The 14,699-nt window shown below is 46.2% G+C and carries 13 protein-coding genes and 1 tRNA gene; all 14 read right to left on the bottom strand.

The features are described from left to right. Window positions 1-71 (bottom strand) — tRNA-Gly (locus tag ACEW8F_RS13690). Between the two features lie 129 nt (window positions 72-200). Beyond that, window positions 201-983, bottom strand: a complete 783-nt coding sequence (locus ACEW8F_RS13685) for an ABC transporter permease (protein ID WP_373484024.1) — start codon at window positions 981-983, stop codon at window positions 201-203. A gap of 8 nt (window positions 984-991) precedes the next feature. After that, window positions 992-1,897 carry an ABC transporter ATP-binding protein gene (locus ACEW8F_RS13680; protein WP_373484023.1) on the bottom strand — a complete coding sequence of 302 codons (906 nt, stop codon included), beginning with the start codon at window positions 1,895-1,897 and terminating at the stop codon, window positions 992-994. Window positions 1,898-1,924: 27 nt separating this feature from the next. Continuing rightward, a complete protein-coding gene (locus ACEW8F_RS13675; protein ID WP_373484022.1) occupies window positions 1,925-2,410 on the bottom strand; it encodes a metallophosphoesterase in 486 nt (161 codons plus the stop codon). Window positions 2,411-2,469: 59 nt separating this feature from the next. Then, entirely contained in the window at window positions 2,470-3,069 is a 600-nt protein-coding gene (gene rdgB, locus ACEW8F_RS13670; RefSeq protein ID WP_373484021.1) for an RdgB/HAM1 family non-canonical purine NTP pyrophosphatase, read from the bottom strand. Between the two features lie 13 nt (window positions 3,070-3,082). Then, window positions 3,083-3,853 (bottom strand): ribonuclease PH, encoded by a 771-nt coding sequence (gene rph, locus ACEW8F_RS13665; protein ID WP_373484020.1) that lies wholly within the window; start codon window positions 3,851-3,853, stop codon window positions 3,083-3,085. Window positions 3,854-3,938: 85 nt separating this feature from the next. Then, window positions 3,939-5,375: an Asp-tRNA(Asn)/Glu-tRNA(Gln) amidotransferase subunit GatB gene (gene gatB / locus ACEW8F_RS13660; RefSeq protein ID WP_373484019.1), complete on the bottom strand. Its 1,437-nt coding sequence runs from the start codon at window positions 5,373-5,375 to the stop codon at window positions 3,939-3,941. Between the two features lie 3 nt (window positions 5,376-5,378). Continuing rightward, window positions 5,379-6,851 (bottom strand): Asp-tRNA(Asn)/Glu-tRNA(Gln) amidotransferase subunit GatA, encoded by a 1,473-nt coding sequence (gene gatA, locus ACEW8F_RS13655; RefSeq protein WP_373484018.1) that lies wholly within the window; start codon window positions 6,849-6,851, stop codon window positions 5,379-5,381. Window positions 6,852-6,860: 9 nt separating this feature from the next. Further along, the gene (gene gatC / locus ACEW8F_RS13650; protein WP_304884416.1) at window positions 6,861-7,148 is read right to left on the bottom strand and encodes an Asp-tRNA(Asn)/Glu-tRNA(Gln) amidotransferase subunit GatC; all 288 of its coding nucleotides are present in this window, start codon (window positions 7,146-7,148) and stop codon (window positions 6,861-6,863) included. An 89-nt stretch (window positions 7,149-7,237) separates the two neighbouring features. Further along, on the bottom strand, window positions 7,238-9,229 hold the full coding sequence (gene ligA / locus ACEW8F_RS13645) for an NAD-dependent DNA ligase LigA (protein WP_373484025.1): 1,992 nt from the start codon (window positions 9,227-9,229) through the stop codon (window positions 7,238-7,240). 41 nt (window positions 9,230-9,270) lie between these two features. Continuing rightward, window positions 9,271-11,478: an ATP-dependent helicase gene (locus tag ACEW8F_RS13640; RefSeq protein WP_373484017.1), complete on the bottom strand. Its 2,208-nt coding sequence runs from the start codon at window positions 11,476-11,478 to the stop codon at window positions 9,271-9,273. 89 nt (window positions 11,479-11,567) lie between these two features. Next, window positions 11,568-12,707: an iron-containing alcohol dehydrogenase gene (locus ACEW8F_RS13635; protein ID WP_373484016.1), complete on the bottom strand. Its 1,140-nt coding sequence runs from the start codon at window positions 12,705-12,707 to the stop codon at window positions 11,568-11,570. Then, window positions 12,704-14,017 (bottom strand): sensor histidine kinase, encoded by a 1,314-nt coding sequence (locus ACEW8F_RS13630; RefSeq protein WP_373484015.1) that lies wholly within the window; start codon window positions 14,015-14,017, stop codon window positions 12,704-12,706. Before ACEW8F_RS13630 ends, ACEW8F_RS13635 begins: the two co-directional genes overlap by 4 nt. Continuing rightward, window positions 14,004-14,687 (bottom strand): response regulator transcription factor, encoded by a 684-nt coding sequence (locus ACEW8F_RS13625; protein WP_373484014.1) that lies wholly within the window; start codon window positions 14,685-14,687, stop codon window positions 14,004-14,006. The genes ACEW8F_RS13630 and ACEW8F_RS13625 overlap by 14 nt, the downstream gene beginning before the upstream one ends. Window positions 14,688-14,699: the final 12 nt, after the last annotated feature.

Here is a 14,699-nt window from a genome sequence, read left to right as displayed (position 1 = left end):
AGCGGGTGAAGGGAATCGGACCCTCGCGACTGGCTTGGAAGGCCAGGGCTCTACCACTGAGCTACACCCGCATTGCCTCTCTTAGAGACAAGTGTTAGTATACTTGAAATAGAAAGAGTTGTCAACTCTTTTTTATTTTTTATTTGTTTTCCCATTTTAACGGACTTTCGAGCCTGAGTCATCAGCAAATGAAATAAAACTTAAACCGTTTTAATTCCCACGCCTTTTTTGAAGATGTATGCAGCAATCAAAAATGAACTGATGACCAGGGCAATTGTCAATAGCACATGAATGACAATATTGCCCTCACATACCCCGATATAGGCGTAACGGGACACATTAACCAGCGGATAGATGGGATTTACGTATTTGATGGCTGATAATAAACCCGGCAACTTCGAAATCTCAAAAAATACCCCGCCCAGATAGGTAAGTGGGGTGATAACGATCGCCAGCGCAAAATTCATCTTCTCAAAATTATCCAGCGCCAGGCCGGCAATCAGACCCAGGGATGCAAAAACAAACGATGTCGCAGTCAATGCCAGGACGAAAAAAATGGGATATTTGACTTCATAACCGACAAAGAAAATCGTTGCCGCGTAAGTCAAGATACCGACCAGAACCCCGCGAAACATCCCGCCAAAGACGAAGGCCAGAATTTTTTCGGCAAGCGAGATGGGGTAGCTGTTTAAATCCTGAATGGTATTCTGAAATTTCTGTGAGATGATCGAAAAAGACGGATTTTGAAAGGCCGCAAAAATCGCCCCCATTGTCGCTAAACCCGGCACCAGAAAATTAAGATAACTAATCCCTTCAATCCCGACCTCTCTGGTTTGAAGCATCCCTCCGAAAATTGCCATATAAAGAATATTTGAAATCAGCGGTGCCAGAACCGTCTGGACCGGCACCTTCATAAACCGATGGATCTCCTTGTTCAAGAGGGTTAAAAATCCGACTCTATTATAAAATATTCTGTTTTTCATATACCCTCCTAATGTTTGATGATATTTAAATAAATATCTTCCAGTTTTGGTCGTTCCACCACCAGATTGGTGAATTCCATGTTTTTCTCTGATAGTTGTCTAAAGACTTTGGACAAGTCCTTTTTTGAAGCTTTCAGCTGCAGCCTGGTTTTGTCTTCGATACGCGGGTGATAGTCGCTTAAAAAATCAAAATCAGCGAGCTTCAGCTCTTCATCAAAGTGAACCTCAATGATGGATTCCCGGGAAAACGCATCCATCAGCTCTTCTTTGGGCTCATCAGCGATGATCTTCCCGCCATCAATAATTACAATCCGTTTACACAATTTCTCCGCTTCTTCAATATAGTGAGTGGTCAGGATAATGGTGGTTCCCCCTTCATGCAGCTTAACCAGAAAATCATACAAGGTATGCCGCATTTCGATATCAACGCCCGCCGTGGGCTCATCCAAAATCAGGATTTTGGGTTTATGAACCAATGCCTTGGCAATTAAAAATCGTCTGCGCATCCCCCCGGACAGATCCCGGATTCTGGCGCTTCTTTTTTCGGTCAAGTATAAGGCATCCAGAATTTCGTCGATATATTCCTTGTTATCCTTAATCCCAAAGTAACCCGATTGTTTTTTCAGCGCTTCATCAACGGTAAAGATAAAATCGTACCCGGTATCCTGGGGCACAATCCCGATGATTTTTTTTGTATCAAGCTCCTTCTTATCAATATCGTATCCTCCGATATTGACCGCTCCCCGGGTTTTTTTCACATTTCCGGCCAGGATATTGATCAGGGTGCTCTTCCCCGCTCCATTTTGCCCCAGCAAGGCGGTAAATTCGCCTTCCTCAATTTCTAAATTGATGTTTTTTAAGGCCTCTTTTTTTCCTTTTTGATAAGTCATTGATACATCTTTAATACTCAGCATCGAGTGCCTCCTTTTTGCATATTTCTGTCAGTCATTCCAAAGCGGAATAATTTTTGCGTCAATTTCGCCATTTTCGATGGTAATCAACCCGTAACTTTCGGGATCACCCATTCTGGGCGCCCCCACTGAGCCAGGATTCATCATCAAAATTCGGCCATCCTCTTCTATATAAGCATTATGAGTATGTCCATAGAGAACCACCTGGGCATTTTTTTCCAACCCGGCATAGTAAAGGCGGTGCAAATCATTCTTAACGCCGTACTTATGGCCATGGCAGGCAAAAAATTTAAAGCCGCCTAAGGTGGTCTCCAGTGACATACTGCCATCATCAGCAAAAGAATCCAAATTTCCCTTCAGGATGTGGACGGGGGTATTTGTGATTGTTCGCAGATAGAGGGCATCTTCCACATAATCTCCTAAATGGATGATCACATCCACCTGAACCATTTCCTCGACGGCCTGTTTCACCGCTTTCAGATTGCCATGGCTGTCACTCATTACGCCAATTTTCATTTTATCCCCCATTCCTTATTCTTTCTGTGTTAATAAAAGCATACCAATTATCGTGTTTTTTACAGCGCCTGATTCAGCAGTTCCCGGGCCTTTTCAACAGCGACGGCCCGATGACTGAGGCGGTTTTTTTCTACTTTGGTCATCTCTCCGTAACAGCGACCTGATGCCTCGTGGATAAACAACGTGTCATAACCAAATCCGCCGGCGCCGCAATAATCAACGGCAATTTTTCCCCGCACCAGCCCTTCGCAGCATAGCTCCCGGCCATCGGGTAAAATCATCGCAATGGCGGTGATAAAAGCCGCGCCCCGATTCCCTTCCGGCACAGCTGCCATTTCCTTAAGGAGTTTTTTATTATTGTCAGTATAACTGACATTGTCACCGGCGTAACGAGCCGAATAGATGCCCGGACCGCCATTGAGACAATCCACCGACAAGCCGGAGTCATCGCCCATAATGATTAATTCTTTTCCCATGACATAGGGCTGTAACGCCCGCACCTTTATCAGGGCATTTTCTTCATAGGTCAGGCCGTCTTCGATGATTTCAATGTCAATGCCAAAATCCTTCATCGTCCGGACTTCAAAGTCCTCGCCCAACATCGCCTTCAGTTCTTTGGCCTTATCCTGATTTGCGGTGGCTAAAAGTATTGTTCTCATTATAACTTACCCGTTAATCCTGTAATGTATCTTTTTGGAAGGCGATGATTTTTTTGATACTTGCTTCTCCCAGTTCCAACATTTTTTGAAGTTCTTCCTTTTTAAAGGGCCGTTCTTCACCAGTTCCCTGAATTTCGATGATTTCGCCACTTTCGGTCATGACCATATTCATGTCAACCTCAGCGTTTGAATCTTCTTCATAACACAGGTCAACGATGGCTTCGCCCTGATAAATCCCGACACTGGTGGCGGCGACAAAATTGGTGATCGGCATGGCTTTGATTTTTCCCGCTTCGATCAGCGCTGACAAGGCATCATGGAGGGCCAGAAATGAACCAGTAATCGCTGCCGTCCGGGTTCCACCGTCGGCCTGGATCACATCACAGTCAATCCAGATGGTTCGCTCCCCCAGCATTGTCTGATCGATGACAGATCTCAGACTTCTGCCGATCAAACGCTGGATTTCCATGGTTCGGCCATCGATTTTGCCGCGGTTACGATCGCGACTTTTGCGGGTGTTGGTTGATGCCGGAAGCATTTCATACTCGGCCGTGACCCAGCCTTTTTTCTGGCCTTTTAAAAACGGCGGCACCTTATCTTCCACCATGGCGGTACAAATGACCTTGGTATTTCCCACTTCGATGAGCACTGATCCCTGGGCATGTCTAATAAAGTGGCGGGTGACCTTTATTGGTCTTAATTCATGATTTTCCCGGCCATCAATCCGTTGCTTGCTTGTATCTATAGCTATTTCTGTTTCTTTTATTGCTTCACTGTTTTCCATGTTTTTCCTTTATTATTCTATTATTTTTTAAGGGATTACTGCAAGTCTTGCGGTAATCCCTTAGGGTGTCAAATTATTGTTTTTTTTATACTAAATGTTTGGCTACGACAGTCCGAATAATTTCGTTGGCGACCTGGGCATTAGCTTTTCCCTTAGTGGCCTTCATTACCTGTCCAGTTAAAAAGCCATAGGCTTTGTCATTGCCGGCACCAATATCTTCAACCGATTTGGGATTATCCGAAACGATTTTTTCAATGATGGCTTCCAGTTCCCCGGTATCACTCATTTGCGCCAGACCCTTTTCTTTGACAATATCATCCGGGTTTTTGCCGGTAGAAAACATTTCTTTTAAAACTTCTTTACCGGTGTTGCCACTGATTTCATTGTTTTTGACCAGTTTCAGCAATTCCACCAATTGCGCGGGAGTAATGGAAATATTTTCCATACTCAGTTCGTTTTCTTTTAATAGCGGCGGAATTTCAACCATCATCCAGTTAGAAATCTGTTTGGGTTCGTTATACAGTACCACCGCTTCTTCAAAGAAGCGGGCCGTGACGCCCGTGGTGGTCAACACCCCGGCATCGTATTCTGGCAATTTATATTCATCAATATAGCGTTGCTTTTTAGCTTCCGGCAATTCCGGCAGCTCGCTCTTAATTTTCTCGATATAGGCCGGTTCCAACACAATCGGAACCAGATCCGGTTCCGGGAAATAACGGTAATCGTGGGCTTCTTCCTTGCTTCGCAGCGAAGATGAGGTGCCTTTGGTGTCATCCCACTTCCGGGTTTCCTGGATAATCGTGTGCCCCTTTTTAATCTCAATGATCTGTCGTTTACTTTCATATTGGACAGCCCGGATCAATGCCCGGAAAGAGTTGAGGTTTTTCATTTCGGTTCGGGTTCCCAATACTTCGCATCCTTTTTCCCGAATCGACAGATTTACGTCAAAACGCATCGAGCCCTGTTCCATCTTACAGTCGGAGACGCCGGTATATTCGAGAATATTTCTGACCTTTTCAGCAAAGGCGCGGGCTTCCTCGGCACTGCGCAGATCCGGCTCGGTGACGATCTCAATCAGCGGCACGCCACAACGGTTAACGTCCAGAAGCGTCCCGTCAGCGGATTCATGAAGCAGCTTGCCAGCATCTTCTTCGATATGGATACGGGTAATACCGATGTCTTTTTTTACCCCATCGACTTCAATGCCGACTACTCCACCGGTACAGATGGGCAAATCAAACTGAGAGGTTTGATAGGCTTTGGGCAAATCCGGATAGAAATAGTTTTTTCGATCCATTTTGCTAAAGTGCGCAATTTCACAATTTAGCGCCAAACCGGCCCGAGTCGCGTATTCAACCACTTTTTCATTTAATACTGGCAACACCCCGGGCATTCCCAGACAAACCGGACAGGTATGGGTGTTCTCATCCTGGCCGAACTCGGTCGGACACGAACAGAATATCTTTGTTTTTGTCCCTAATTCAATATGGATTTCCATTCCAATGACAATTTCATATTCCATGATTTAGACCTCCGTTCCCAATGGTGCTTTTAAATTTGTCAGGCCTGATTCATGCTCAAACACCCAGGCGGTTTTTAACAAGGTCTCTTCACTTAAGATCGGCCCCAGCAGCTGCATCCCGATCGGCATCCCGTTGTTGTCCAAGCCACAGGGAATTGAAACTCCAGGAATCCCGGCAATGTTAACCGGTACGGTATAAATATCGGTGAGATACATCTCCAGCGGATTGCTGGTTTTTTCACCGATACCAAAGGCCGTGGTCGGTGCCGTTGGCGTCAGCAGCACATCGCAACCACCAAACACCTGATCAAAGTCAGCTTTGATGATCGTTCGCACCTGCATTGCTTTTTTATAATAGGCGTCATAATAACCGGAACTCAGGGCATAGGTGCCCAGCATGATCCGTCGTTTTACCTCGTCGCCAAAGCCCTGACTTCTGGTTTTCTTATAAAGATCAATCAGGTCATTGTATTCTTCGGCTCTGAAACCATAACGGATGCCGTCGTAACGGGCCAGATTGGAGCTGGCTTCAGCCGACGAAATCATATAATAGGCGGACAGGGCATAATCCAGATGCTGGAAAGATACATCGACTATTTCAGCACCCAGGTTTTTATAGATGGCAATGGCATCTTCCAGGCTTTTGCGGACTTCCAGTTGCAGCCCTTCGCCGAAAAATTCTTTGGCCACGCCAATTTTTAACCCCTTGACCCCTTGTTTAAGGTTTTGGGTATAATCAATTTTTTCCAGCTTGAGGGAGGTGGAATCCTTGGCATCATGGCCAACAATGGCATTTAGTACCAGCGCACAGTCTTCAACGTCCTTAGTGAACGGGCCAATCTGATCCAGCGACGAAGCAAAGGCCACCAGACCATAGCGGGAGACCAGACCATAGGTTGGTTTCATCCCCACCACCCCACAAAAGGAGGCTGGCTGCCGGATTGATCCGCCGGTGTCTGATCCCAAGGTGTAAAAGGCCGTATCGGCTGCCACAGCAACAGCTGATCCGCCGCTGGACCCGCCGGGTACCTTGTTTAAATCCCATGGATTCCGGGTCTTTTTATAGGCTGAATTTTCGGTCGAAGAGCCCATCGCAAACTCGTCCATATTGGTTTTACCCAGCAAAATGCCACCCTCTTCGCTAAGCCGGTCATAAACCTCGGCATTATAAGGGGGATTGAAGTTATACAGCATTTTTGATGCACAGGTAGTTAATATCCCCTTGGTGCACATGTTGTCTTTAAGTCCGTAGGGAATCCCTTCCAGCGGAGTTTTTTTAGCTCGCCCGGACAGCTCGGCATCCAGTGCCTGAGCAGCTTCCAAAGCTGCTTCGGTCTGGAGACTGAGATAGGCATCGGTGGCTTTTTCGACTGTGTTAATGCGGTTAACCACCGCTTGAGTTACCTCAGTAACGGTCACTTCTTTTTTATCCAGAAGATCATTTATTTGATGGATGGTTTTTTGACTTAATTCCATTATTGCCTCCTATTCCATAACCCGGGGAACCTTAAAGCACCCGGCTTCGCTTTCCGGCGCATTGGCCAAAGCTTCTTCATTGGTCAGACAGGGCTTGATTTCGTCCTCCCGAAAGACATTCTGAACCGCCAGCACATGTTCGGTGGCTTTAATTTTAGATGTATCCAATCCGCTGAGGGTTTCCGCATAATCCAGCACTGCCCCCAGTTGATCGGCAAGGGCGGTTACTTCATCCTCGGAAAATTCCAAACGGGCAAGATTGGCCACGTAGGTAACATCTTCTCGTGTTAAACTCATATTCGTTATCCTTTCTTTGCTGTTGACTTTCTATGATATTCTATTTTAACAGCCGGAGCTGTCAGTCTGATTCTAAAAATCACCCTTCATTATAGATCAAATCCACCACTGGTGACAAGGGCTAAAAACGCTTCTTCATCAATTATTGCAATTCCCAGCGACTGGGCTTTTTCATATTTGGTGCCGGATTTTTCTCCAGATAAGAGAAAATCGGTTTTTTTACTGACGCTGCCAGCTACCTTGCCGCCATTGGCTTCGATCAGGGCTTTGGCTTCCCGTCGGTCAAGAGTTGGCAGGGTGCCGGTGAGCACAAAGGTCTTCCCAGCCAGGGTCTGAGAATCCACGCGGGTTTCCTGAACCATATTCAGCCCCGCGGCTTCCAGACCTCTGATGATTTCAATATTGGTGGGGGTCTGGAAAAAATCGACAATTTCGGTGGCCATTTTTTCACCAATTTCAAAAATTCCTTTGAGATCATCCACTTGGGCGAGGATCAGATTGTTCATTTTATGATAATGCTCGGCCAGAATTTTCGCCCCTCTGGCGCCCACCAGCGGAATTCCCAAACCAAAAATTAGCCGCGACAGGTCCCGTGTTTTAGAGGCTTCAATCCCAGCTAAAAGATTGTCCACTGATTTTTCTCCCAGTTTTTCAAGGGTGACCAGTTGTTCTCTTTTTTGCTCCAGATGATAGATATCCACCGGGTTGATTACCAGTTTATCGTCCATCAACAGCCGCAGCACGCCTGGACCCAGCCCCTCTATATTCATCGCATCCCGGGACGTAAAATGCACCAATTTGCGGAACACCTGGGCCGGACAGGCCATGTTCAGACATTTGGTCACGGCTTCTCCGGCAATCCGAAAGGTCGGTTCATCACAAACCGGACAGCGCTTTGGCATTTGAAAAACAACCTCGTTTCCCGATCGCTTTTCAAACACCACATGATCCACTTCCGGAATCACATCACCAGCCTTCTGGATCACTACATGGTCGCCGATGCGGATATCTTTAGTGCGGATATTGTCTTCGTTATGGAGGGTTGCCCGAGCGATCACCGATCCCACTAGTGATACCGGCGCAAGTTCGGCCACTGGAGTCAGAGCACCGGTTCGGCCGACCTGGACGGTAATGGCAGTAACAGTGGTAATGGCCTGATCCGGGGCAAATTTATAGGCTATCGCCCAACGGGGGCTTTTTGAGGTATTACCCAGCAACTCCCGACAGGATAATTCATCCACCTTGATGACCAGACCATCGATATCAAAAGGCAGATTTCGTCTTTCCACTTCCATCAGGCTACAATAATCAATGATTGCTTCGATATCGCTAAAGGATTTGACCGCGCTGGTTTTAAAACCCAGCTTTTTTAAATAACCCAGGGTCTCCGTGTGGGTTTTGGGTTCAAAACCTGCCGCTGCTTCCAGATTGAAGACAAAAATATCCAATGGTCGGGAGGCCGTTAGCCTGGGGTCCAATTGCCGCAAGGAACCCGCCGCTGCATTTCTGGGGTTGGCAAAAGGGCTTTCCTCGTCCGCCAGACGACGCTGATTCAATTTTTCGAAATCGGCTTTACCCATAAACACCTCGCCCCGAACTTCCAGGGTTACCGGTTCCGGCAAACCCAGCGGGATGGTTCGGATCGTTTTAAGGTTGGTGGTAACATTCTCCCCCACTTCCCCATCACCCCGGGTGGCGCCCTGAACAAACAAACCATTTTCGTAATTGAGCACCACCGTTAAGCCGTCAAATTTGTGTTCCACCACATAGGTGGCCTCGGGACAGGACTGTCGCACCCGGCGGTCAAAATCCCGGAGATCGCCGGCATCAAAGGCATTGCTGAGACTCAGCTTGGGACGACTGTAGACCACCTTGTCAAAGCCCTCTGAAGGGCTGCCACCAACCCGCTGGGTCGGCGAATCTGGGGTGATCATCTCCGGGTTTTCAGTTTCCAGCGCAATCAGTTCCTGCATCAGCTGATCATAGTCATAATCTGAAACCAGGGGGCCATCATCGAGATAATAGGCTTTATTATAGGCTGCTATTTTTTTTCTTAACGCTTCAATTCGGGTTTTGCTCATGCTCATTTCCAATCCTTAACCGCTGTTTTAAATTATTTTAACTAAGCCTTTTCCACAAAAGTCGGATCCATTTTTTTGATCCCTACCCCCGGAAACGCCACCGAAATCATGTTGTTTTTTACTTCAACCACGGTACCAATGCCAAATTTCTTATGTTTGACCTTGTCGGTCAACGCAAATTCATTTTCTGATGAACCACTATGAAGGTTAACGGCATTGGCATTATTTCTGCGAATGGCCACCTTCGACTGGGTCACCCGTTCCGAAAAAGTCTTATTCTTTTTGGTTTCAATGTCAATTTCCGGCTTACGCTCGTAACGCTGTTTATTTTCCACACAAACCTCATCCGGCATTTCTTTGAGAAACCGGGAAGGGGTTTGTAATTGACGGCGGCCATAGAGGGTTCGTTCCGCTGCCCAGGAAATATAAAGGCGTTTCATCGCCCGGGTAATGCCCACATAACAGATGCGCCGTTCCTCTTCGATATCTTCTGGTGAATCCATGGCTCGGCCATGGGGGAAGATTCCTTCTTCCATCCCGGGGATAAAGACAATCGGGAATTCCAGCCCTTTGGCGTTATGAAGGGTCATCAAGAGAACCTTCCCCTGGTCGCCATCATACTTATCGGTTTCTGATGATAAGGCCACGGTTTCCAGATAGGCGCTGAGGCTTTGGTCATCACTATTCTTTTCAAAATCGGTGGCTGAAGATACCAGTTCCTGAAGGTTTTCCAGCCGGCTTTCGCCCTTATCCATTTTTCCGGTTTCCAGCATTTCCAGATAGCCGGTTTTTTCAATAACGGCGGAGATCAGCTCACTTAAGCTGGCCGTCGCCTGGATTGCTTCCAATTTCTTCATCAGTTCGCTGAATGCCCGAACCTTGTTTTTTACACTGGGACTCAGTTCCGGAATTTCTTCAACATGGTGGAAGGCCTGCATCAGGCTGAAGCTTTTAAAATTGGCGTACTCGGCAATTTTCTCAATCGTTGCTGAACCGATCCCCCGCTTGGGCACATTGACAATCCGCATAAAGCCCATGTTGTCTTTGGGATTGCTCAACACATTTAAATAGGCAATGACATCTTTAATTTCAACCCGGGAGTAAAATCCGGTTCCGCCAATTAACTGGAACGGCAAACCGGCCCGCATCAGCGCTTCTTCAAACAGCCGGGACTGGGCGTTGGTTCGATACAGAATCGCAAAATCGCCGAAGATGCCATGGCCCTTGGTAATATTGTCATTAATCTCATCAACAATAAACCGGGCTTCATCATAACCCTGGTTAAAGGAGGCGATCATTATTTTTTCATCACCATCATTGTTGGTCCATAGCGCCTTTTCCTTACGGCCGGTGTTTCTGGCGATGACGCCGTTGGCACAGTCTAAAATGGTCTGGGTTGAGCGGTAATTTTCTTCCAGTTTGACCACTTTGGCGTTGGTATAATCTTTCTCAAAGTCCAGGATATTGTTGATATCCGCTCCCCGCCAGCCATAGATACTCTGGTCATCGTCCCCGCAGACACAAATATTTTTGTTTTTAGCGGCCAGCATATTAACCAGTTCATATTGGCTATGATTGGTATCCTGGTATTCATCAACCATAATGTATTTAAAGCGATTTTGATATTGTTCCAGAATTTCCGGAAAACCCTTAAACAATACCAGGGTATTGTAGATCAGATCATCAAAATCCATGGCATTATTTGCTTTTAAGCTTTCCTGGTAGCGTTTATAATAAACACCGACCTGTTCTTTTCTGAAATCGCCGGAATTTGCTTTGATATAGGCTTCCGGACTGACAAAATTATTTTTGGCGGTGGAGACTTCGCCGCTTAAAAACTGATTGGTAAAATATTTGTCATTAAGCCCCAGTTCTTTGATCAGACTTTTATATAAACGCTTCTGATCGTCCATATCATAAATGACAAAGTTGTCGTCATAACCCAACCATTGCGCATGGGTTCGCATGATCCGAGCACACATGGCGTGAAAGGTCGACATCCAAATCCGCTTGCTGTCCTCGATATTCATTTTGGCAATTCGCTCCCGCATTTCTCCAGCGGCTTTATTGGTAAAGGTGATGGCCAGAATCTGCGAGGGCCATGCCTGTCCTGTTTCAATAATATGGGCAATGCGATGGATAATGGTTCGTGTTTTTCCTGATCCGGCCCCTGCCAGTATTAATAGTGGCCCATCGATGGTTTCTGCTGCTTCTCGCTGTCGAGTATTTAACCCGTCTAATAAACTCATGTATTCTCCTAAATATTTATTTCATAGTTAATTGCAAAATTCTGAGCGCTTCATGTTCATTTTTACAACGCACTAATTTTTTTTCTTTATTAAAATTTCTTTTCGCCATAATAAATGCTCATTAAGACCTTATCCATTTCAGATGCGTCCATTTTTACGGGATTTCTCTGGGTGGAGCCCATCAGTGAATTTTTCAGCAACTCATTGTAGTGGGCTTTGAATTGTTCTGCCGGGATCCCCGCGGCCTGAAAGGAGCTGGGAATACCGAAGGTTTGATTCAGATCTTTAATTTCAGCGATGATATTTTTCCCAATTAACCGGGATAGCTGTTCCAGGTCTTCGGCCACCTGGGGATCCTGCTGATTGTATTCCAGTACATAAGGCAAGGCAATGGCATTGAGGAGTCCATGACTGGTGCCAAAACGGCCCCCAAAGGCATGGGCAATGCCATGATCCATTCCCAGTCCGGCATTCTGAAAGGCGAACCCGGCCAAACAAGAAAAATTGTGGACATGCTGGCGACTTTCGATATCCCCGCTTTCAAAGGACTGACGCAGGTGTGTAAGCAGCCCTTCCACTGCCCCCTTAGCGATGGTTTTGGTAAAGTCGTTGGCATTTTTATTAATATATGCTTCCAGACCATGGGTCAGGGCATCCAGGCCCGATTCCACCATCACATTGGGCGGCATCGACAAAGCCAGCTCCCCATCCAGAATGGCCACATCGGGAATAAAGGCCTTGGTTTTCAGGCCAATTTTGATATTTTCTTCCGGGAAGGTAATCACGGCTGCCCGGGTGACCTCGGATGCTGTCCCGGAGGTTGAGGGGATCGCTATGAGTTTAATCCGCTCCCGTTTTTCCGGCGCCTGGCCGGTTTTGATTGCTTCGATGGTTAACCCATCATACTCGCACATCAGCGTCATAACCTTGGCCGCATCCAGAACCGAACCACCGCCGATGGCAATCACCACATCCGGATTGAAGGCTTTCATCTTGATCAGACCCGCTTCGACATCACAAACGCTGGGGTTTGCTCCAATGCCGCCAAGAATATCATAATCCTTACTGCTTTCTTTTAAAAAAGCCTCTGCCCGTTTGATGGTCCCATTTCGAAATAAGGCGCTCTTTCCGGTTACAATAAAGAAACGTTGTCCCGCTATCTTTTTGATGGCATTCAGGGTACCGGGACCGGTAATAATCTCGTCTCCACAAAATTTTAAACTGCTCACTTTTTTTCTACCCCCTTGTCAAAATTCAATGTAATTTTGGTTCCCTTTTTTTCTTCGCTTTCGATGATCATGCCGGCATGGTGCTCGTCCACAATCCAATTGGCAATGGATAAGCCCAGACCGGTTCCGCCTTCGGTTCGGGAGCGGGCCTTATCCACCCGATAAAACCGTTGGGTTACCTTGTTAATCTCATCTTGGGGAATCCCGATGCCCTGGTCGATGACTTCCACTGATACTCCCTGAAGGCTCTTCTTCCCAATGACTCGAATAATCGTGTTTTCACTGCTGTATTTAATGGCATTATCCAAAAGAATAACCAGTAACTGAGTAATCTGTTTTTCATCGCCGGTAATGACCAGCTCTTCCTCCAGCTTATTAATAAAAGCGATACCCTTTTTCCCGGCAAGCGGCGCCATTTTTTCGCAGACCACCTTGATTAAATAGGTTAAATCAACAGGTTCCTGTTGTACCATCATATCCCCGGAATCCGCCCGGGCTAAAAACATCAGATCTTCCACAATATGCTGCATCCATTGGATCTCATCATAAGCATTGTTGATCCAGGTCAGCTGACTTTCGACACTTTCATCGGTACTGGCCTTGACCACTTCCAGATTTGTCTGGATCACAGCAATCGGTGTCCGCAGCTCATGGGATGCATCGGCCAGAAATTCCTGCTGTCGCTCGACGCTTTTTTTTATCGGAATCAGGGACCGACCGGACAAAAAATAACCGCCCAAAAAGGATAATGAAGCGCCGATCAGGATCGTAAAGCCCACCATTTCCTGGGCATTTCCCAACAGCGATCGTTCCGAAGCCATATTTTTCATGGCCTGAACAATTTTTAATTCGCCATTTTTATTGACCACCGTATAGGTGCAAATTTTATAATCCTTGTCGCCCTGCTTATAATTGCTGATCAGATATTTTTCTTTATTATCTTCAAAATAGTGTTTCGATATTTCCACCAACTTTGCTTCTTCAAGTGGCAGAGAGTAGGACTGATCCAGGATTCTGAACTGTTGATCGAAAATAACATAGGAGATATTATTCTGCACGAGACTTCGGGTATATTCAAAATAACCCTGTTTTTCTTCTTCGGCAACCTCTTGTCCCGCTTCCTGCCGCTCCAGATATTCAATCTCGTTGGCCAGCTGAGAACAATATATTTTAAGATTATTATTCACATTTGTCTCCACATCCATACTCAGAACCACGTACAGAAAAATGGAAATAAATAATAGGAGTCCGATCAGGACTCCTGTATTCATCAGGGTGAGATTGATCCGAAGCTTGTTAAGGCTTAACATGCTCCTGCTCCTTTAAAACATACCCCAATCCACGAATGGTTTTTATATAGGCCTTTGAGGTGTCCAGCTTTTTTCGCAAATAATGGACATAGATTTCGACACTATTCTCCATCGCCATGCTCTCAATCCCCCAGATCCGGTCTAAAATCTGCTCTTTTGAGATTGTCATGCCGGGATTCCGGATAAACATTTCCAGCAATTGAGCTTCTTTGGCGGTGAGTCGGTTTAGGACATCATCCACAAACAATTCTCCAGAATTGATATTCAGGGAAATGTTTGAAAAATGGATCACATTATCCTGATATACCTCCCAGGGTCGTCGCCCCAGCGCCCTTACCCGGGCAATTAACTCTTCGGTCACAAACGGTTTGACCAGATAATCATCGGCGCCCATATTCAGTCCGTTGACCTTGTCTTTGGTGTCGTCTTTGGCGGTTAACAAAAGAATCGGCACATTTTTTCCCGCTTCCCGGATCGATCGCAGAATTTCCAAACCAGTCATTCCCGGGAGCATAATATCCAGGATGATTACATCATATACATCATTCTCGCTGAGCAGTTTGCCTTCAATACCATCATTGACAACGTCAATCAATATTTTGTTTTTTTCAAAAATCTTCCCCAAAGCCGCAGCCAGGGGCTTTTCATCCTCAACTAAAAGAACACGCATGGATTTTCTCCT

This window comes from Acetobacterium sp. (genome assembly GCF_041752335.1).
GTDB lineage: Bacteria > Bacillota > Clostridia > Eubacteriales > Eubacteriaceae > Acetobacterium.
This window is presented reverse-complemented; position numbering and strand designations above follow the sequence as displayed.

Coding starts and splice junctions, on each gene's coding strand:
- ACEW8F_RS13685 (WP_373484024.1), bottom strand. CDS start 983: ATGAAAAACAGAATATTTTATAATAGAGTCGGATTTTTAACCCTCTTG.
- ACEW8F_RS13680 (WP_373484023.1), bottom strand. CDS start 1,897: ATGCTGAGTATTAAAGATGTATCAATGACTTATCAAAAAGGAAAAAAA.
- ACEW8F_RS13675 (WP_373484022.1), bottom strand. CDS start 2,410: ATGAAAATTGGCGTAATGAGTGACAGCCATGGCAATCTGAAAGCGGTG.
- rdgB (WP_373484021.1), bottom strand. CDS start 3,069: ATGAGAACAATACTTTTAGCCACCGCAAATCAGGATAAGGCCAAAGAA.
- rph (WP_373484020.1), bottom strand. CDS start 3,853: ATGGAAAACAGTGAAGCAATAAAAGAAACAGAAATAGCTATAGATACA.
- gatB (WP_373484019.1), bottom strand. CDS start 5,375: ATGGAATATGAAATTGTCATTGGAATGGAAATCCATATTGAATTAGGG.
- gatA (WP_373484018.1), bottom strand. CDS start 6,851: ATGGAATTAAGTCAAAAAACCATCCATCAAATAAATGATCTTCTGGAT.
- gatC (WP_304884416.1), bottom strand. CDS start 7,148: ATGAGTTTAACACGAGAAGATGTTACCTACGTGGCCAATCTTGCCCGT.
- ligA (WP_373484025.1), bottom strand. CDS start 9,229: ATGAGCAAAACCCGAATTGAAGCGTTAAGAAAAAAAATAGCAGCCTAT.
- ACEW8F_RS13640 (WP_373484017.1), bottom strand. CDS start 11,478: ATGAGTTTATTAGACGGGTTAAATACTCGACAGCGAGAAGCAGCAGAA.
- ACEW8F_RS13630 (WP_373484015.1), bottom strand. CDS start 14,017: ATGTTAAGCCTTAACAAGCTTCGGATCAATCTCACCCTGATGAATACA.
- ACEW8F_RS13625 (WP_373484014.1), bottom strand. CDS start 14,687: ATGCGTGTTCTTTTAGTTGAGGATGAAAAGCCCCTGGCTGCGGCTTTG.